The sequence below is a fragment of the Nocardia sp. NBC_00508 genome (assembly GCF_036346875.1).
Classification (GTDB): Bacteria; Actinomycetota; Actinomycetes; order Mycobacteriales; family Mycobacteriaceae; genus Nocardia.
This window is the reverse complement of sequence record NZ_CP107852.1, coordinates 2,000,635-2,019,385: the sequence shown is the minus strand read 5'-3', so window position 1 is coordinate 2,019,385 and position 18,751 is coordinate 2,000,635. Positions and strand designations below refer to the sequence as shown.

The following is an 18,751-nucleotide window of genomic DNA, read 5'->3' as shown; positions in this document are numbered from 1 at the left end:
GAAGGGGTATAGCTGCCATGCGGTCAGGCTGTAAGACAGGTTGACCGTAATACAGGTCACATCTGCTGTCAACGCCGGGCTCGAACGAAACTCGCTGGACCGAGCGTTTTGACGCCCTACCGGCGGATCTCCATACTTGGTCACGTGACAGTCGAAGAAGGTCGGGTGCAGCGCATCGGCGCCACGGAAGCGGTCTTTCGTCGGCTGAAGGGCCTGATCCAAAGCGGCGAATACGAGGTAGGCGACCGCTTGCCCGCCGAGCTCGCCTTGGCCCAACAGTTCGGCGTCAGTCGTCCGGTGGTCCGCGAGGCGCTGCACGCCTGTGCGACCTTGGGCCTCACCGAAACGCGAACGGGCCGAGGCACTTTCGTCGTCTCCAAGAAGGAGAGCGCGCAACTGACGTTCGCCGGTGTGGACGCCGGAGATCTGATCGAGGCTCGTCAACTCATCGAGATCCCCGCCGCGGGGTTCGCGGCGCGGCGCCGCATGCCGGACCAACTGCAGCACCTGTTCGAGTTGCTCGACAAACTGGCGGCAGCCACCGACGTACGTGAGTGGGTCCGCTACGACGGCGAGTTGCACACCGCGATCGCGGCAGCCAGCGGAAACAAAATGCTGACCGCCGTGGTCGCCGATACCCGCCGTGCGCTGGACCCGCAGTCGGAATTCCTCAATCTGACCCAAGACCGCCGCGCCGATTCCGATCGGGAACACGAGGCCATCGTCCGGGCCATCGAAGTGGGCTCGCCGGAGGCCGCGGAACAAGCGATGGCGGAACATCTGGAGCGGGTAGCGGAGACGATAGCCCGCATCGGCGAGTAGTCGATGCCATACGGTTGCGTGCCCGCGGCCGAACCGCTGCTGGTCACGCGTGTGGGCATTGTCACCGCTGCCGTCAAGGTTGCGTCAACACGGGTGTGATCCGCTGGTCCGTCGGTCGACACTCGCTGGTGTGAGTAGCGTTGTGCCGCGCACGGAGCCCGAGCCGCCTGCCGCGCCTCGGTCGCACCACGTGAACAGTTCCTGAAACGGATTTCAGGTGACTTCAGGCTGCCTTCAGCCACACCCTGCGACGGTACTGGTCATCTTCGAGACCACGACTTCCGCAGGAGGTTTCACCATGGATGCCATTCTCGGCCGCGCACTCGCGGGTCTGCGCTGGCTGCTCATCGGCGCCGCTGTCGCCGCGTTTCTGGTCGGTGGCGCGGTAGCGCTGGGTGCCGCCACCAGTACCCAGGGGCACGATTGGATGCTCACCGCGGCCCCCACCATCGGCAGGCAGCAGGCCATCGACAAAGCGCTCGCGACCGTGCCGGGCGGCACGGTGATCTCCGCCGAACTCGACGGCGAAGGGGGAACCACGGTCTGGGAGGTCGAACTCAGGGCGTCCGACGGCATCGAGCACGAGGTGACTATCGACTCGAACAGCGGCGCCGTACTCGGCACAGCGAAACAGGACTGACAGCCGAGCATTCGCGATGATCCGCCTGCCGGACCCCGGATTGTCGAATTGCCCGCCGACAGCATCAATCGTCACGTAATCGCATCATCGATACACACGGGTTAGGTTCCGAGAACATGTTTCTGCGCAGGATCGCGACAATTTCCACGCTGGCTGTGGCGGTTACCGGCATTACCGCCGGAACCGTCGGCGCCGCTCCGCAACCCACCGACAGCGGAATCGTCAACTACACCGCAACCACATCCGAACAGAGCGTCGTCATCGACATCGACTCGGGTTCCATGGAGGTCGAGAACGGGGTGTTCGAAGTCGAAGCAGCCAATGGCACCGTACTCGCGGGCACGCCGCTGGAGTTCCGCGTCGACGATTTCCTCTTCCCCATCGCCGCCGAGGTCAAGGGCCGAACCGCCACGCTCACACCGCAATTCGACCTCGAGCACGCGGTGTATCAGCCGGTTGCACTTCCTTTCGAAGACCAGGCTCTGTGGCGAACGCCGTACGAACGCGAAGTCGCGGCCTTCACGCGCTTGAAGGACACCGTCGCAACTGGAGCCGCGATCGGCACCACCGTCGGCGGAATCGGCGGCGGTATCGTCGGCTGCGTACTCGGTGGCATCGCCGGTGCTACCATCGCCGCCGCGACCATTGTCGGCATGTTCGGACCGTTCATCCCCGCCGCGGCCGTCGGCTGCCTCGGCGGCATCCTCGCCGTGGGCGCGCTCGGCACCCTCGCCGGTCAGCTCTTCGTGACGGCCCCGGTCGCCATCGCCGCACTCGCCCAATACTTCACCACGATCAATCAGCCGTTCACCCCGGCGCCCAGGTAAGACGGTCTTCTCCGCCCGCCCGAGCTCAGACGGCGAGGCGCGGGTTCTGAGAACGCATCCAACTGTTATGAAGCGCCAGGACATGCCAGTCGTCCTGGCGCTTCATCCGGTGCATGCATCAGCGACTGGTCAGGGCCTCGTCGGTGCTCACGATTGCGGAGCATCCTCGGTGTGCGCCTCGTAGACGAGTTTGATCTTGAGACTGGCATCAGCGGAGCCGCTGGCCACGATGACATTGCCCTTCATCGAAAACCCCAGTCCGAATTCGACTTCCACGCGATCGGGCCGGGTCTTGTTCCCGAGTTCGCGAACCGTGTTCGCGGTCGAGGTCGCTGCGGCGGCGATCACATCACGGGCGCGCTCCAGCGCGTCGACCACCCGCCCGGACCCGGCACCGGTACCGGTGCCGGTGCCAGTGGGTTCGGAGCCGGGTACCTTCACCGTTTCCACGAGCACGTCCACACCCCCGAACCGCATTTCGACCACCGGGCCACCGGCCACCCCAACCACCCCTTACGTAAATTCGAAAACTGTTGTCCGCCCGCCGCTATCGGGCGGGTCGGCGTCCGATCCGACGGACACCACACCATACTCAGCTTCGCCTCGGCCGCACAGGGACATCATCCACAACGGTCACGGTCAGACGGACAGCTTCGGTACGACTTCCTCCATCAGGAGTTCGTGGCTGTGCCACATCTGCTCCTGCTTGCCCATGTGGTCGTACTTGGTGGGCAGTACCGTTCCGAATCCACCGAGTTCTCCGTACAGGTCGTCCAGACGCTGGCGAACGGTGTCCGGCGAACCGACGATCCACAGGTGATCCATCAAGTAGTCGATGGTGATATCCGAGTCGTGCACAGAGTCGTCGTGCTTCAGGTGCTCGAACCAGCCGAACCCGCCCATGAACTCGAGATAGTGTTTCTGCCAGACCTCGGCCTGAAGGCCGTTGCGGACGAATTCGCGTGCATCCGTGTCGGTGTCGGCCACGAAGATCTCGCGGTTCACCCGCCAAATGCTGCGGTCGACCTGGTGGCCGTTCTCCTCCGCCGCGGTGGAGTAAGTATCCCAGTGGCCCTTGAGGAATCGTGCGTTGAAGAACACGCTCAGCGGAATGTGCCCGCCCTGACCGGCGAACTTGATGCTGGCGCTGTTGGGCGAGAAACCCGCGATGGCGATCGGCGGATGCGGATCCTGATACGGCTTCCAGAATGGGCCGAAGCCATAGGAGCACTTGGTCGGTTCGTCACCCATCAGCAGGCCGTGGCCGGGATTGCGGACATGCCAGAACTTGCCCTTGAACTCCCACTCGCCGTCGAGGTGCTCGGTCCAGATCCTCTTCATGATCTCGATCGCTTCGGCCTGCATCTCGCGGTGCTGACCCGAGAGGTTGTCGACGTTCGTCAGCGTGAAGTCGCCGGATATGGCACCGGCCGCGATGCCGCACATGTACCGGCCCTGCGCCATGTGGTCGAGCTGCATGATCCGGAATGCCAGTGCCGCCGGATGGTAGAACTGGGGAATATAGCCGCCGGAACAGAGCTTGATGTTCTTCGTCCGCGGGATGGCCTGCGAGATGATCAGGTCACCGGCAGGCCACGGCTCGGTCTTGGCGGTGAGGTGCTCACCGAACCACGCCTCGTCGACACCCAACGAGTCGAGGAACTCGATTTCGTCGAGGTCTTGTGCAATTCCCTCGAGCACGGGTGTGTTCGGCGGGTGAACCGGCTGCATGAAGAATCCGACCTTCATTTCGAGTTACCTTCTTTGCAGGGATCATGTTGTGGTGTGTTCGTATTGGATGATTCAGTCGCTCGAGCGGATTTGCCGGCGCTGTCATGGTTTGCGTGCGACGCCGCCGTAGGAGGAAATCGACTGCGGCGTGCCTACCTGGACTGCGTCATTGCGCCATTCGGTGATCGGACCGAAGCCCGGTTCGACGAACTCGAATCCGTCGAAGGCCGCGCGGATCGCGTCCTGGGTGCGTGGAAAATATGGCACACCACCGGTTTTGGTGTACTCCTCACACAGGGTCACATACGCCTGGCTGTCGGGGGTTCCGTCCCACAGCACCAGATAACTGCCGGAAGGAGTCGCGTCCATGACGGTGCGCACGATGCGCAGCATGTCCTCGTATGTGCGGGCATGGCCGAGCACGCCCATGAACATGACCCCGACCGGCTGGGTGAAATTCAAGATATTGCGAGCGTCGGCGACGATCTGGTCGGGGTCGTGGAAATCGCAGTTGAAGTAGGCGGTAACGCCTTCATCGGTGGTGCTGGTCAACAAGGCGCGCGCGTGGGTGAGCGCCAGCGGGTCGTTGTCGATGTAGACGATCTTGGACTCCGGTGCCACGGACTGGGCGACCTCATGGGTGTTCTGCATGGTGGGCAGACCGGTGCCGACGTCGAGGAACTGGCGGATCCCCGCCTCGCCGGCCAGGTATCGCACCACTCGGACGAGGAACTGGCGTGACTGCACGGCCACGGTCGCGATGTCCGGGTCGATCTTCAGGCTCGCCTCACCGACAACGCGATCCACCTCGTAGAAATCTTTGCCACCCATCCAGAAGTTCCAAATCCGCGCGGAGGATGGGATGTCGGTGCGGATCATCGATTCGTACTCATTGGTCATGGGTTCAGCTCCTCGGTCAGTGCTGGCCAGATGGTCGGTGGCGGCGGGACGCCGATGTGCTGCGTAGCTTCGACCGGACGGGCTACCCGGCACCCAGGGGCGACCGAACATGTTGCTGTGCTGCGCCATTCGCGATCCCGGCGCGCCACGCTACAACAAGCCCCCATGTGTCCGGGCACATTTTGCCGAATGTTCAGATCCCCACGTTCTCGCTGCTGCCGTTGCGGTAGCCGAGGGTGCCCCATCACCTGTTCGAGTGAGCTATCGGTATGAGTTCGACATTGGATGCGAAGGTGACTGCGGGGCTACGCCTGTCGATCGAGCAGATCCTCGAGAGCCCTGGCCTGGGCGGGGTCGAGGACTTGGCGTGTTCTTGCGAGAAAGGGCCCCGGACCCATCCGGTCGCGCAGTTGTCGCAGCGCATCCACGTTGTGCACGGCTGCTGCCCCGAGTTTCATCTCTGTGTGTAGGAGCCAGGCTCGGATGTGCAACTGTACTGCTTCGATCAGCTGGCCACGCTCGAGTTCGAGGGACCCGAGGGAAGAGATCGTGGTGGCTATTCCGGCGCGGTAGCCGAGTTCTTCGGCGATGGCGAGGGCACGCCGGTAGTGGTGTTCGGCTCCGGTGTAGTCACCACGAAGTTGGGCGAGAATACCGAGTTGGTGGTGGTTGCCGGCTATTCCGGCGCGGTCGCCGAGTTCCTCGGCGATGGTGAAGGCGCGCTGGTATTGGTGTTCGGCCTCGGTGTAATCGCCCTGCAGCTGGGCGAGCGCACCGAGCTGGCGGTAGCTGGCGGCTATTCCGGCGCGGTCGCCGAGTTCTTGTTTGATGGTGAGGGCGCGCTGGTATTGGTGTTCGGCTTCGGCGTGGTCGCCCCGATCCTGGGCCAGCGCGCCGAGCTGGCCGTAGCTGGCGGCTATTCCGGCGCGGTTACCGAGTTCTTGTTTGATGGTGAGGGCGCGCTGGTATTGGTGTTCGGCTTCGGCGTGGTCGCCCCGATCCTGGGCCAGCGCGCCGAGCTGGCCGTAGCTGGCGGCCATGCCGGAGCGGTTGCCCAGTGCCCCCTTGATCATGAGCGAGCGCTGGTATTGGTGTTCGGCTTCGGTGTAGTCGCCTCGTAGTTGACTGATCATGCCGAGTTGGTGGTAGCTGGCGGCTATTCCGGCGCGGTTGCCGAGTTCTTCGCCGATGGTGAGGGCGTGCTGGTATTGGTGGGGACTGCTGCACGATCGGGTGACAGATTCGATCACGCGGCCTGACTGGCCGGTGGGGTCATGATGGTCTCGTATTGGACCGGCGTCAAACGGCCGAGGGTAGCTTGGCGTCGGCGGCGGTGGTAGGTCCGTTCGATCCAGGTGACGATCGCGATGCGCAATTCCTCACGGCTGCACCAGGATCGGCGGTCGAGGACATTCTTCTGCAGCAGCGCGAAGAAACTCTCCATGGCGGCATTGTCACCGGCCGCGCCGACACGGCCCATCGACCCGGCCATGCCGTGACGAGTCAGGGCTCGCACGAATTTCCGGCTGCGAAATTGCGATCCGCGGTCGGTGTGCAGAATGCAACCGGCCACCTCGCCACGGCGAGCCACCGCATTGTTGAGCGCGTGCACCGCCAGCGCCGATTTCATGCGTGAGTCGATGGAGTAGCCGACGATCCGGTTGGAATAGACGTCCTTGACCGCACAAATGTAGAGCTTGCCCTCGCCTGTCTGATGTTCGGAAATGTCGGCCAGCCACAACCGATTCGGAGCCTCAGCGGTGAAGTCGCGTTGGACCAGGTCATCGTGGACCGGCGGGCCGGCCTTGCCCTTTCCGCGTCGCTTCTTGCCGAACGCACTCCACCAGCCCTGGGCCGAACAGATCCGCCATGCAGTGCGGTCGGCCATCGGTTCACCGGCGGCGCGGGCCTCGTCGGCGAGAAATCGGTACCCGAATTCGGGATCGTCGCGATGGGCGTCGAACAGCGCGTTGGCCCGATACGCCTGGTCGAGTTCGGCGGCAGTGACCGGTTCGGCCAGCCATCGGTAGTACGGCTGACGAGCCAGTTTCAGCACCCGGCACGTCACCGTGACGGGGATCCCGTCTTCGGCCAGCTCGCGGACGAGCGGGTAGATCATTTTCCCGGCAGGTTCGCCTGCGCGAAATAAGCGGCGGCCCGTTTGAGGACCTCGTTCTCCTGCTCCAGCAACCGGATTCGCCGTTTCGCCGCCCGCAGCTCGGCCGACTCGCTCGTGCTGGTGCCCGGTTTGGTTCCCTCGTCGACGTCGGCCTGACGCATCCATTTCGACAGCGTCATCGGGTGGATCCCGAAATCGGCGGCGATCTGCTCCAGCGTCACACCATCGTCGCGATTGCGAGCCACACGCACGACATCGTCGCGGAACTCACGGGGATAGGGCTTCGGCACGATGACATCCTTCCAGCCCACCCGAAGGGCAAGCCAACTCGGTTGTCACCTATCCGTGCAGCAGTCCCGTGTTCGGCTTCGGTGTAGTCGCCTCGTAGTTGACTGATCATGCCGAGTTGGTGGTAGCTGGTGGCCATGCCGGCGCGGTTGCCGAGTTCTTCGCCGATGGTGAGGGCGTGCTGGTATTGGTGTTCGGCTTCGGTGTAGTCGCCTCGTAGTTGAGCGATCATGCCGAGCCGATGTAGCCAGTGAGCGCGCTCGGGTGCGTTGGGTTGTAGGTGGCGCAGGGTGTCGTGGATGAGGGTGGTTTCGTGATCCCACGCACCGATGGTGTGCAGACGGTCGCAGATGGCGAGGGTGAGGTCGTGTGCTGCGGCCGTGTTGGAGGTTTGCTGGTAGTGGTAGCGGGCTTCTAGCCGGTCGTGCAGATCGGCATCGCGATCCTGTGGCCAGGCTGCCACGCGCCAGACCCAGTATGTGGCAGCACGACGGTGCGCGGCGGCGAGGACGTCGTCACGCTGGTGTTGTGCGCAGGACCTTTCGAGTGCGGCGGCGGTCGAGCGATGCACGAACGCCCGCCTGTTATCCGGATCGATGGTCAGCAGGCTGTTGGAGGCCAACTCGCGGGCGAGCTCTCCGAGGTCGGCATCGGTGGCGATCGGCGGGCGCGGCTTGGTGTTGTATTCGGCGATTGCGGGTGCGATCTCATCGAGTACGTGCTGCGGGAGCGCGGCGAGGTCGAACGCGGGTGCCGTGGGATCGATGCCGTATCGGGCGGCGATGGTGTTCTTCAGTGCCCGGTAGTCCGGTTGCCGGGCGGCGCCGGGGCTGTCGGTGCCGATCTGGTAGAGCAGGGCGTTGTCCTCGACGGGTTCTCGGTAGACGGAGGCGCCGATCAGCAACTGATGTGCGGCAGGGGTGAGTTGGCCGAGGAGTTGGTCGAGCAGGATGTCATCGGCGATGAGCGTGACGGTGGCGGCGAGGGCGGTATCGAGAGTGAGCGCTGTGAGCGCGTGTCGTGCTACGGGGTTGTTCGCGATGGCGCCCTCGAGCCGATAGGTGATGTCGTGGTAGCGGCCGATCTGGTTGTTGAGCAAGGCGTCGAGGTATTCCAGGCTGCGCGGATGGCCGCCCACGAGCCGCCAGATGTGGTCCAGCTCCTTGACGGTGAGGCGGTCCAGCGCGGGCAAGGACCAGATCAGCTTGAACGTCTCCGCCCGCGACAGCGGTCCCACCTGATGCAACAGCAGCCGATGGTGGGCGTTGTCCGGGAGCATGAACGGGTAGCGGGAGGTGACGAGCAGCCGGCTGCATCCCGGGTCGGCAAGCCACGCCGACAGCAGGGCCGCCAAATGGGGATCGGACAGGGAGCGTGCGTCGGTGAGGTTGTCTTCGAAGTTGTCCAGCACCACCAGTACCGGCACACGGTCGAACACGAATGCTCGCAGCGCGGTCAGCCGGTTCTGCCACGTCTCAGTGGCGCTCGACGCGATTTGGGCCGCCCGCAGCACACGTGGGTCTCGCGGGGCACCGTCATCGATCAGGCAGTGTCGGCGGATGGTGCCGGCGACCGCCGACAACAGGCTATCGATGTTGGTCTCGCCGGTGACTACTGGGATCACAGTGGCGAGGCGTTGGCAGTGCACGATCCGGGCGGCCAGGGTTGTCTTTCCGACACCACCGATGCCGTGCAGCACGACGCCCGGGTACTGATTCCCCGTCAGATACGCAGGGAGCCTGCGTTGTTCGCGACGCCGCCCGACGAATTCCCCGACCCCACGAGTCGGCAATCCCGATACCGTAACGGTGTCATGCGGCGGAACTGCTTCGGATATGGCCGGGTCGTAGACACTTACGGCGCCAGTGTCGGCCAGCACCGTGACGACGCTCCACTCGTCCATGCTCGCCAAGATGACTTCGGTGGGATCGGTCGAAGCCGACCACTGCTGGTGGATGAGGCGGCGTGCGTCGGCGACCGCGGTGACCACATCCGGAATTCGATTCTGGGTGAGTTCCTGGTAGACACGGGCGAACAGCGCCGTGGCGTAGCGATCGGTCACCGAGGTTTCGGTGCCGATCACCACACTGGCGCCATGGGCGATCAGCGCGGCGGCGAACGACGGTGCGGCTGCCTCGGCGGCGACATCGGTGTAGCAGGCGGCCAGGCTGATCACTGGCGGCATCGAACCAGGTGGGATCGCCTCGGCGACAAGCTTTTCCGCGTCGACCTCGCGTACCGAGCCGGTCTCGTCCTCGAGCAGCAGACACCCGGGCTTGCCGTGCCCGGACAGGTGCAGGATATGCGCGGGAGCCTGAGCCAGTTCGGCCCTGATGGCTGCGGTGGTGGCGAACTCGACGATGCGGACCTCGGCGTCGCGGTGGCGGGCACCACGCACCGCCGACAGCACATTACGGAGTTCCCGCTCGTAATCCAACACCGGCCCGCTGCCCTCGTCCGGCGCCGCGATCGCCACCAGAATCCGCAACGGAGCAGGGAGATTACGCACTGGTGGGGCGGGCACACGCCGATAGACCGTGATCAGCGGGTGCAACACGAGCGGCCGTCGAGTGATGGGATCAGGCAGCGCCTCCCACGGCAACCCAGGGAACGGTCCCGCCTCGATCCCGATTCTGACCGGCACGTGCGCGGCCGCGGCGTCGGTGAGGATCTGCGCAAGCGCCACGGACACCGGCAACGGCAGAAAGGAGTCGGCGACCAACTCGCCGGCACGCCGCAACGACACCGAATGGGCTCCGGTTTCCGATGCCAGGCCGGTGAACTCGGCCCGCGTAATCGCCGACGACCACAGCCGCGTCCGTTCCCTGCGCACCTCGGCGATCGCATTCGTCAACCCGGGACGCACTCCGGTGTGGGGGGCGGTCACGTCTATACCGGTGCCGTGCAACCGCACCCGAGCATCGGTCACTGTCAGCACGACCTCGACCGCACCGGTTGGCGATAGCGGCCCGGTCACGGCGATTTCGCGCATTTCGGCCAGCAACGGCTGCAGGTCCTCGACCCGCGCCACCCATACACTGTCGCGTCCCCACCCGTCCGCGCTGTTGTAGCGCTGCGACACGACCCCGATCACAACATCGTCGGACAGCCGCCGCACCGGCGCACCGCTCATCCCCCGCACCACCGCGGAAGAGACGAAGCGTCCCAATGGGATCTCGTCGTCACGAGTGGTGCCGCCACCCCAGTACCCCGGCGCGTCCAGAAAACGGTGGGTGTGCTCGTCAGGGAACACCGAGACCCCGGTCACGACAGCCGGGACGGTCAGATCGATCCGGTCGGTCGCCGCCCACCCCGCCACCGACTCCGACAACCGACCTCGAGAGTTCAGCACGGCCAAATCATGCAGCGCGTCCGTGCGCGTGACCGTGGCCTCGAACGCCGGGATCCCACCCGCCAACGCGTCCACCCGCACTACTGCACCCTCCCGGCCTGCGTCGATATCGTCGAGCACGTGCAGGGCGGTGGCTATCACCCCCGGTGCCACCTGGAAACAGGAACCAACCGGGTAGGCGCCGTCCAGAATACGGCCCAGATACCCCGGCACCCGCGGATCTGATGCCGGCTTCGGGGACGACGGCGAGGTCACGGCTGTGGCTCCTGATCGGTCCCGGGACTGCCCCGGCTGACCAGGGCACCTAGAACGAGGGTGTCGCGAATCGCCCGCACCGGTAATGGGTGTTCGAGTTCGGCGCGTGCGGCTTGCACGAGTTCGAGGGGAAGCACGGGTCCAGATCCTGCTGCTGCCAGCCTTGACGGCGCAACTGGTCGGACAGTTCTGTGGTCAGAGATTCCAGCGAGGTCGCCGCGGAGACGAACGCGGCCGCGGTGATGTACTCGGCGGTGTAGGGGTTGCGGCCGAGCAGATTCGGGCGGATGAGTTAGGGCCTGCCAGCCTGCCACCCACCCGGCGCCGATACCTCCCGAGTCGTGTTTGGAACGGGATCGGTTGATGCTGCTGGGCTTTCGATCCCCGATGTGATCGATATTGCGGCGGTGACGGCTGGTTCTGGAGCGGCGGGCGTGCTCGGGAGGGGATCGGAGCGGCGTCGCGGAATCTACCGGCAGGTGGTGACGCCAAGCCTGTGAGACCGGACAGAACACGAGCTCTGTCCGGTCTCCCGGCGCGTATCACCCCAGGTCGGAGGCCCGAAGCCGGTTCCTGGTCCCGGCCCCATCCCGTCAAGCGGCGTCGAGGGCTCCGGTGATCTTGCGGGCCATCTCAGCCATGGTGGGGATGGGCTCGCCCTTGTGGCGCTGGCGGGCTGCTTCGAGGGCGACGAGGATGGTGCTGCGGAAGTTGTCGGCCTCTGCCGGAGCCTGCTTCTCGAGCAGGCTCATGGCTGCCGTCAGGGCAGGCAGCACCTGGTCGGCGAGTCCGGCTACCGACTTGCCATTCAGCTTCATGCCCTTCGGCTTGGCGAGCACGTGCCCGACCAGGCCGGTCGCGGAGGACAGGGCGATGCTGCCGTCGGTGGCCACCTTGTGGGGCGAGCCACCGGCGGCAGCAGCGGCGGACATCAGCGAGACGGCACCGTACGCGGCGGTCTGCAGGGTGAGCTTGTCCTGGTCGGTAAGGGTGATGGACATGGTTGCGTGCTCCTTGGATCTGTTGTTACCTAGCGACCGTAACTATACGTAGAAGTATACGTATAGGCAAGATCCGGGGACACGCTTGCAGCGCACGTGAATTCGCTACTCGACAGTTCGGCACTTGGGCCGGACGCCCGCTCGTTGCCGTGAGCGGAGTGGGCGAGGGCCAGCAGCGCGACGGTCGACTGCGCCATCGAGCCTTCGATGACCAACGGCCACAGCCACGCTTCGCTGGACGGGACGCCAGTCGTGACCGCCAGTGACCGTAATGCGTTGTACGACAGCCAGAACGCACCCATGGCGATGAGCGCGGTCATCGCGGTGGCGATCCAGTGAGTAGCGCGTGCTCCGGCGTGTGCGCGAAGCAGCATCGAGACCCTGTGGGTCGCCGCCAGGAGTGTCAAGGACGGGAATATCGCGACAGCAGCGGCGACGCCGGTCAGTGCGGTGTCGTGCAGGAGGGCCTGGAGCGCGTCGCCGGTGATGCCGAAGGCGGCCGCGGTACCGAGCACTATCCAGAAGAAGGTGGGGCGACCGGTCGTGGCGTGGTGCGCATAGCTTCGATGAGCTCGTGCAGAGCTGTCGGTCAAGTCCAAGCGGGTGGTGTATCGGGGTGATTGCCGCGTGACCCTGTTCGGTCAGGCGGTCAGTGCTGGGGTGGTGTCCTCCTGTTCGGCGGGGTCGGTGAGGCCGCGGGAGCGGGCCAGCACGTCGAGGCCGAGGTAGCGGCGGCCTTCGATCCATTCGTCGTGTTGCTCGGCGAGCACGGCGCCGACGAGCCGGATGATGGCTTGACGGTCGGGGAAGATGCCGACGACGTCGGTGCGGCGGCGGATTTCCTTGTTCAGCCGCTCTTGGGGGTTGTTGCTCCAGATCTGGCGCCAGATCTGCTTGGGGAACGCGGTGAACGACAGCAGGTCAGCGCGTGCTGCGTCGAGGTGTCCGGCCACCTTCGGCAGTTTCTCGGTCAGTGCATCGAGCATCCGATCATATTGGGCAGCAACCGATTCGGCGTCTGCCTGGTCGAACGCCGAGTGCAACAGAGTCCGCACCCACGGCCACGACGATTTCGGGGTGATCGACATGAGGTTCACCGTGTAATGCGTACGACACCGCTGCCAGGCAGCTCCGGGCAGTGTCGCGCCGATCGCGGCGACCAGCCCGGCGTGGGCGTCGGACGTGACAAGGCTGACGCCGGACAGGCCGCGGGCGACCAGGTCGCGGAAGAATGCCAGCCAGCCCGCGCCGTCCTCGCCGCTGGTGACCTGGATGCCGAGGATCTCGCGGTAGCCATCGGCGTTGACACCGGTCGCGATCAGGGCATGCACGTTGACCACGCGGCCGTTCTCGCGGACTTTGAGCACCAGCGCGTCCGCGGCGAGAAACGTGTACGGGCCTTGGTCGAGTGGTCGGGTGCGGAACGCTTCGACCTGGGCGTCGAGGTCGGCGGCCATGATCGACACCTGGGACTTGGAAAGCTTTGTCACACCGAGTGATTCGACCAGTTTCTCCATGCGGCGGGTGGACACACCGAGCAGGTAGCAGGTCGCCACCACCGAGGTGAGCGCGCGTTCGGCGCGTTTGCGGCGCTCGAGCAACCAATCCGGGAAATAGGAGCCCGAGCGCAGCTTCGGGATCGCGATGTCGATCGTGCCGACACGAGTGTCGAAGTCGCGGTGGCGGTACCCGTTTCGTGAGTTCACCCGCTCGTCGGATCGTTCGCCGTAGCCGGCGCCACACACCGTGTCGGCTTCAGCGCTCATCAATGCCTGGATGAACGTGGACATCATGTTGCGCAGCAGATCCGGGCTCGCGACGGCGAGTTGGTCCGACAGCATCTTGGATGGGTCGATAGGCTGGACAGAGGTCATCGCGTGAAACTTTCTTCCTTCAGTGACTTGGTAGGTCTGTTGAAGGATCACGCGGTGACCACCCTCTACTCGGCTACGACACGCCCAGACTTTGCTGGTGTCCGGTCGTACACCATCCTGCTGGACTCAACCGAGCTGTCTGCGGTGGGATGACTGGTGCGATCAGCACGAGGGCCACCGCCCTGCAGTCCTACCCGGGTGTTCGGATTCGGAGTACTCGACTTCTCTGTGGGCCAAGGATTTACCTCCGAGTCGGGGCACTCGACCGCACGGCCCCGGTGCGATCAGCCGCACCGCCGGGCGCGTGAACGATGACGGGAAGCATTCGACCACGCGGGCGAGGGCGTGCCGCGTGTGCATGCGTCCGCCGCAGGTTCGTGCCCTCGGCGGAGCTCCGTACAGATTTGAATCGTGCCGATCAAACTGAATTTGCGCTTACGGAAACGGTTTCTGGGGTCTCCTGCCCCACACCCAGCAACTCGACGACCACCCTTGTCGCGGCCCACTCCAGCTCGAGTCTGCAAGTGTTGGAGGTGGCCCGGCCACGGGGCTGGCGGACAATAGGGCACGGATGCGTGGGCGATGCTAATTGGCAACCTCGGCATACATTCGCACCGTCCGCTCACGCAGCTCGGCCGCGTCCTTCTTCCTCGACGACACGACTCCTTCCTCTCCAGCATCCGCCACGCACAACCGCTGGTCAGCACGTACACCACCCCGGTGAACACCGCCCGCTGGTCGACCGGCGTGGTACCGCCACCCTGTGTGCGCGGGACGAACTCCGGCAGCAACGGCTCCACCAGCTCCCGCAACTCGTCGGGCGCAAGCCGCTTCGACAACTCGCCTGCCACGGCCAAACATCATGCGGCACAAGCGATCCCGACACACCGGAAACGGATTACATCGACGTGAGACAACGTGTACGCACAGTCGGTCGCCCATGGTTGGACCGCCTGCCAGAGACAGCTCATTAGATTGCTGAGCGATGCGTCTCCAGAAGGCTTGCCCTGGTTGTTTATTCGCACGATGCGAACGCGGTGTCAATCTTCGCCCGGGCGTAGAGGCCAGTACGTACGAATCATCGCCTGATGTACTCTCGTTCAGCATCTGCTGTGCCGTCCCGGATGGAGGATCGTGGACGACGAGTCGATGCTCGCCGAGACCAATAGCGCCCCAGCCGAACTTGCCAAGGGGATCAGCCGCATGTACGAGTTGATGCGTATTCCTGTTACGTCGCGGCTGTCCAATGCCGCTGCGGCGGAGGTGATTTCGAAACTTGTGGGAACATCACCCAGTCCGGCTTATCTGATGCAGCTGCGGACCGCTACGAAGTCGAACCCGACTAAGCAGTGCATCTGGACGATTGCTCAGTTCTTTGCCGTCCCAGCCTCGTATCTGCTCGACAGCCGGTCGGACAAGGCAATCGACTCCCAGTCGAGGTTGTTAGCGGCCATGAAGGATGCCGATGTGCGAAACCTGGTCTCACGCGCGTCGGGCCTGACTCCCGAGACGCTCGAGAGCCAGTCCGCGATCGTCGGCCGTGCGCGCGAGTTGGAGAATTTGTCCGCGGTGCATCCGAAGGAGCAGCCGCGTAGACACGGGGACAGCGAACTGTCGCTGGATGAATCATGACGGGGACCTCTGTCAGGCGGATCAAGAAGGCGATTGCCCAGCTTCCGGTTCCAGACCCGTGGGACCGCAGGCGATTTGTGGAGAGTGTGGCTGAGATGCGTGGCCGTCCGATCACCTTGTTGCCGGTGGGCATGCGCGGTGGGCTCGCGAGTCCGTGTGGTCTATGGCTTGTCCGTGAGCACGATGATGTGATCATTTACGAGGATGCGACCTCGGAATATCACATGGACCAGATAGTGTGCCACGAGATCGGCCATATGGTGCTCGGACATGATCGCACGCAATCATCCGATACCAGAGTCACGTCCGATCCGATGTTCCGATCGGTGTTTCCCGATATCGATCCGTTGACGGTACGGACCGTGCTTGGCCGCTCGGATTATGGGAACGCGCTGGAACGCGAGGCGGAGATGTTCGCCACGATGGTCATGGTCTCTGGAGGGCGCGAGCAGCGCGACCAGAACTTCCGCAACGTTCTGTTCAAGCGGCAGTGACGTCCTCGATATCCGCGGTGATCGCGTGGCCACTTATCGGCGCGATGCTGCTGGTGGTGGCGGCGCGGTGGCGATGGTTCAACGGCACCTCGGCCGAGCGCTACCTCAATGCCACGCTCACCATCATCGTCACCACTCAACTGCTGCGCGAGCACATAGTCGAGCGTTTCATCGCTGAGTGGTCGCCGCTGACCGAAACGGCAGTCCAGCAGGTGTCGCTGTGCACCATCGTTGCTTCGATCGCACCATTCCTTTGCGTGATCAGTCTGCTGTCCGGAACAGATCCGAAAGACATTCGGCGGCAGCAGTTCTTGTTCTACTTCGTCGCTGGTGCACTCGCCCTCGGGATACTCGCCGCAGGGACGCGGGCGCGCCGTGGTGAACAGCCGCTGGAGATCTCCGGTGGCTGGGATGGTGTGCTGGCTTGGGTAGCGTTCTCGGTTCTGCCGCTGTTCTTGGCATTCGAGATGATCCGCCGATGTGCGGCGGAGTATCGACAGTCCGGGGTGACCGCCGGTGAAAAGCTGGTTCTGGTCGGGATTGCTGTCGCGGGCGCGACCATTGGAGTGACGACGATGATCGCGGCTGTCCTTGCCGTGCTGCAGGAGCTGCATCTTGTCGACTCGGTCGAGTACCGGTTGGCCACCCACTCGCGCAACTTCTTCTGGATCGCCACAACGATCGGGGCCGTATCTGCCGCTCCGTTGGTGAAAGAGGTAGCCGGATATCTCGGCTACGACTCGACAAGCAAGCGGTGGCGGCGCCTGCAACCGATGTGGCAGGCGATGGTGTCGATGTTTCCGGACTGCCGACTTCCGCTCGACTCGAGTGAATCCGGACGCCGGGTCAGCAAGGTGCAGTTGCATCGCACGACGGTCGAGATCCGTGACGCCATTCTGCGGCTGCGTCCATACTGTCGTGCGGTCGACCCATCCCAGTTAGCCAGCTTCGTTGCCAGCGAACGTGTGCCGGGTCGAGAGCGGGAATCGGCCGAGTTGGCGTTGCAACTCGCCGCCGCGGCACAAGACAGGTCGGGTATTGCGAACCCGCCCGGTGATGCTGCCGGGATGACGGCCCCGTCGGCGTCTGCCAGTCTGGACGACGAGGTCGCCGAACTTCTCCCGCTGGCCAAGTGGTGGGTGGCGGCCTGTCGGTTCGTCGCGACCCGGCACAGTTCAGACTTCGAATCCAGTTCCGAATCAACACGATGAGCAGGGAGACGGCATGAGCGAGGCGTCGACGATCGAGGTAGGGGCTGGCTCCGGTATGCTTCCGCATCCACCTTTTCGGCTGCCGTTGCTCGGTGATGTGCTGACTACCGATTTCGCCAAGCCTTGCCAGCGGTTGGCCGAGCAGGCACGCGAACTCGGTCCGGTATTCGAGCAGAAGCTCTTCGGGTATCCGGCGGTCATCGTGACCGGCACTGGGGCGGTCGAGGAGGTGAACGATGAGTCGGTGTGGGAGAAGCATGTCGGGCACGCGCTGATGAAGCTTCGCCCCCTCGCAGGCGACGGGCTGTTCACCGCATTCAGTCGGGAACCGAACTGGGAGAAGGCGCACAACGTCCTGATGCCTGCCTTCACCAAGGCGGCGATGGCCAACTACCACGCCACGATCACCGCCACGGTGCGCGAGTTGACCGATGCATGGTCGGCGCACGCCACCAGCACATGGATCGACGTACCCGAGCACTCGAATGCGTTGACGTTCGAGATCATCGCGCGGGCCGGGTTCTCACATTCGTTTCGTTCGATGGCCGACCAGCACTCGGATCCGTTCGTCGAGGCGATGGTTCGTGAGCTCACCTACGCCAACCGGCGAACCGACGTCCTGCCCGTATTCGAGCGGATCTTCCGCCGTGGTCGGGCCCGTCAGCACCAGCAGGATCTGGGGCATGCGCACAGCGTCGTCGACAGCATCATCGCCGCTCGCCGAACCCAGTCCGGCGCAGCGCATCACGACATACTCGAGCTCATGCTCAGCAGTACCGATCCCGAATCCGGGGAATCGCTGGAACCCACCAACATTCGCAACCAGATCCTGACCTTCCTCGTCGCGGGCAGCGAGACATCAGCGAACACCATCGCCTTCGCGCTGCACTATCTGTCCATTCACCCCGAGATAGCCGACGGTGTCCGGGCCGAGCTCGATGAGCGTTGGCCGACAGAAAATTTTCCGGATATCCGTTTCGAGGATGTGGCCAAACTACGGGGCTTGCGACGGGTCGTCGATGAGACGCTGCGGCTGTGGCCGACCGGACCGGGCTACTTTCGGCGTGCACGACAGGACACGACTCTCTGCGACGGCAGATACCGCTTCCGGCAGAAGGATTGGGTGTTGGTCCTGCTCCTGGCCGCGCACCGGGACCCGGCTTGGGGTCCCGACGCCGACGAGTTCAACCCTGACCGGTTCCTTCCCGACAACATCCGGAATCTGCCACCGCGCATTTTCAAACCGTTCGGCACGGGTCCACGCGCCTGCATCGGGCGGCAGTTCGCACAGCACGAGATCACCGTCGCGTTGGCCGCGATCCTGCACCAGTTCGACCTTGAACCCGACCCCGCCTACCGACTCGACGTCCGCGAAACCCTCACCCTCAAACCCACGGGCCTCCGACTGCGGCCGCACCCGCGAACCAGCCACAAGATGTGAGTCAGATGTAACACCGCTTGCGTGGTTATGGCGCGCTAATGGTGTGTCCCCGAGCCAGAAGGGGATCGGCTCGGGGACACTTTCCAAACGTACAGGGAAGCTCCGGCCCATCAGCAGACGATTTCAATCGATAGGGCGCGCTGTCGACTATCAGCAGCTGGGGG

Annotated in this window: 16 protein-coding genes and 1 pseudogene; 7 read left to right on the top strand and 10 right to left on the bottom strand. The window is 64.3% G+C overall.

Annotated elements, in window-relative coordinates:
* Positions 1 to 144: 144 nt before the first annotated feature.
* The 3 genes from OHA40_RS09070 to OHA40_RS09060 all read left to right on the top strand — a co-directional run bounded on the left by OHA40_RS09070 (position 145) and on the right by OHA40_RS09060 (position 2,289).
* A complete protein-coding gene (locus tag OHA40_RS09070; protein WP_330232613.1) occupies positions 145 to 822 on the top strand; it encodes a FadR/GntR family transcriptional regulator in 678 nt (225 codons plus the stop codon).
* 298 nt (positions 823 to 1,120) lie between these two features.
* On the top strand, positions 1,121 to 1,462 hold the full coding sequence (locus tag OHA40_RS09065; RefSeq protein WP_330232612.1) for a PepSY domain-containing protein: 342 nt from the start codon (positions 1,121 to 1,123) through the stop codon (positions 1,460 to 1,462).
* Between the two features lie 116 nt (positions 1,463 to 1,578).
* Positions 1,579 to 2,289: a hypothetical protein gene (locus tag OHA40_RS09060; RefSeq protein ID WP_330232611.1), complete on the top strand. Its 711-nt coding sequence runs from the start codon at positions 1,579 to 1,581 to the stop codon at positions 2,287 to 2,289.
* A gap of 147 nt (positions 2,290 to 2,436) precedes the next feature.
* On the opposite strand, the gene OHA40_RS09055 is transcribed toward OHA40_RS09060, so the two are convergent.
* From OHA40_RS09055 to OHA40_RS09010, 10 genes and pseudogenes are all read right to left on the bottom strand, one after another.
* A complete protein-coding gene (locus OHA40_RS09055; RefSeq protein WP_330232610.1) occupies positions 2,437 to 2,790 on the bottom strand; it encodes a CU044_2847 family protein in 354 nt (117 codons plus the stop codon).
* A gap of 138 nt (positions 2,791 to 2,928) precedes the next feature.
* Positions 2,929 to 4,038, bottom strand: coding sequence for an LLM class flavin-dependent oxidoreductase (locus OHA40_RS09050; protein WP_330232609.1), 1,110 nt, complete (start codon positions 4,036 to 4,038; stop codon positions 2,929 to 2,931).
* An 84-nt stretch (positions 4,039 to 4,122) separates the two neighbouring features.
* Positions 4,123 to 4,920, bottom strand: coding sequence for an SAM-dependent methyltransferase (locus OHA40_RS09045; protein ID WP_330232608.1), 798 nt, complete (start codon positions 4,918 to 4,920; stop codon positions 4,123 to 4,125).
* 305 nt (positions 4,921 to 5,225) lie between these two features.
* The gene (locus OHA40_RS09040) at positions 5,226 to 6,170 is read right to left on the bottom strand and encodes a tetratricopeptide repeat protein (RefSeq protein WP_330232607.1); all 945 of its coding nucleotides are present in this window, start codon (positions 6,168 to 6,170) and stop codon (positions 5,226 to 5,228) included.
* Positions 6,167 to 7,329, bottom strand: a protein-coding gene (locus OHA40_RS09035) for an IS3 family transposase (protein WP_330230251.1) whose coding sequence is annotated in 2 segments (ribosomal slippage) — positions 6,167 to 7,042 and positions 7,045 to 7,329 — 1,161 coding nt in all. Because the reading frame shifts where the segments join, the coding sequence is not laid out codon by codon here. Before OHA40_RS09035 ends, OHA40_RS09040 begins: the two co-directional genes overlap by 4 nt.
* Positions 7,257 to 10,934 (bottom strand): CHAT domain-containing protein, encoded by a 3,678-nt coding sequence (locus OHA40_RS09030; RefSeq protein WP_330232606.1) that lies wholly within the window; start codon positions 10,932 to 10,934, stop codon positions 7,257 to 7,259. The genes OHA40_RS09035 and OHA40_RS09030 overlap by 73 nt, the downstream gene beginning before the upstream one ends.
* 593 nt (positions 10,935 to 11,527) lie before the next feature.
* Positions 11,528 to 11,935, bottom strand: a complete 408-nt coding sequence (locus OHA40_RS09025; RefSeq protein WP_330232605.1) for a hypothetical protein — start codon at positions 11,933 to 11,935, stop codon at positions 11,528 to 11,530.
* Between the two features lie 29 nt (positions 11,936 to 11,964).
* Positions 11,965 to 12,534: a DUF2637 domain-containing protein gene (locus OHA40_RS09020; RefSeq protein WP_330232604.1), complete on the bottom strand. Its 570-nt coding sequence runs from the start codon at positions 12,532 to 12,534 to the stop codon at positions 11,965 to 11,967.
* A gap of 42 nt (positions 12,535 to 12,576) precedes the next feature.
* Positions 12,577 to 13,809, bottom strand: a complete 1,233-nt coding sequence (locus OHA40_RS09015; protein ID WP_330230232.1) for an IS256 family transposase — start codon at positions 13,807 to 13,809, stop codon at positions 12,577 to 12,579.
* Between the two features lie 674 nt (positions 13,810 to 14,483).
* Positions 14,484 to 14,648, bottom strand: a pseudogene (locus OHA40_RS09010) (transposase); the annotation flags it as partial.
* 295 nt (positions 14,649 to 14,943) lie between these two features.
* Here OHA40_RS09010 and OHA40_RS09005 point away from each other — a divergent pair.
* Genes OHA40_RS09005 through OHA40_RS08990 form a run of 4 tightly spaced genes read left to right on the top strand, consistent with a single transcriptional unit; the run spans position 14,944 to position 18,587 of the window.
* On the top strand, positions 14,944 to 15,441 hold the full coding sequence (locus OHA40_RS09005; protein WP_330232603.1) for an XRE family transcriptional regulator: 498 nt from the start codon (positions 14,944 to 14,946) through the stop codon (positions 15,439 to 15,441).
* Entirely contained in the window at positions 15,438 to 15,935 is a 498-nt protein-coding gene (locus tag OHA40_RS09000) for a regulator (protein WP_442943959.1), read from the top strand. The genes OHA40_RS09005 and OHA40_RS09000 overlap by 4 nt, the downstream gene beginning before the upstream one ends.
* Positions 15,932 to 17,146, top strand: a complete 1,215-nt coding sequence (locus OHA40_RS08995) for an MAB_1171c family putative transporter (RefSeq protein WP_330232602.1) — start codon at positions 15,932 to 15,934, stop codon at positions 17,144 to 17,146. The genes OHA40_RS09000 and OHA40_RS08995 overlap by 4 nt, the downstream gene beginning before the upstream one ends.
* A 13-nt stretch (positions 17,147 to 17,159) precedes the next feature.
* Positions 17,160 to 18,587 carry a cytochrome P450 gene (locus OHA40_RS08990; protein ID WP_330232601.1) on the top strand — a complete coding sequence of 476 codons (1,428 nt, stop codon included), beginning with the start codon at positions 17,160 to 17,162 and terminating at the stop codon, positions 18,585 to 18,587.
* Positions 18,588 to 18,751 lie beyond the last annotated feature (164 nt).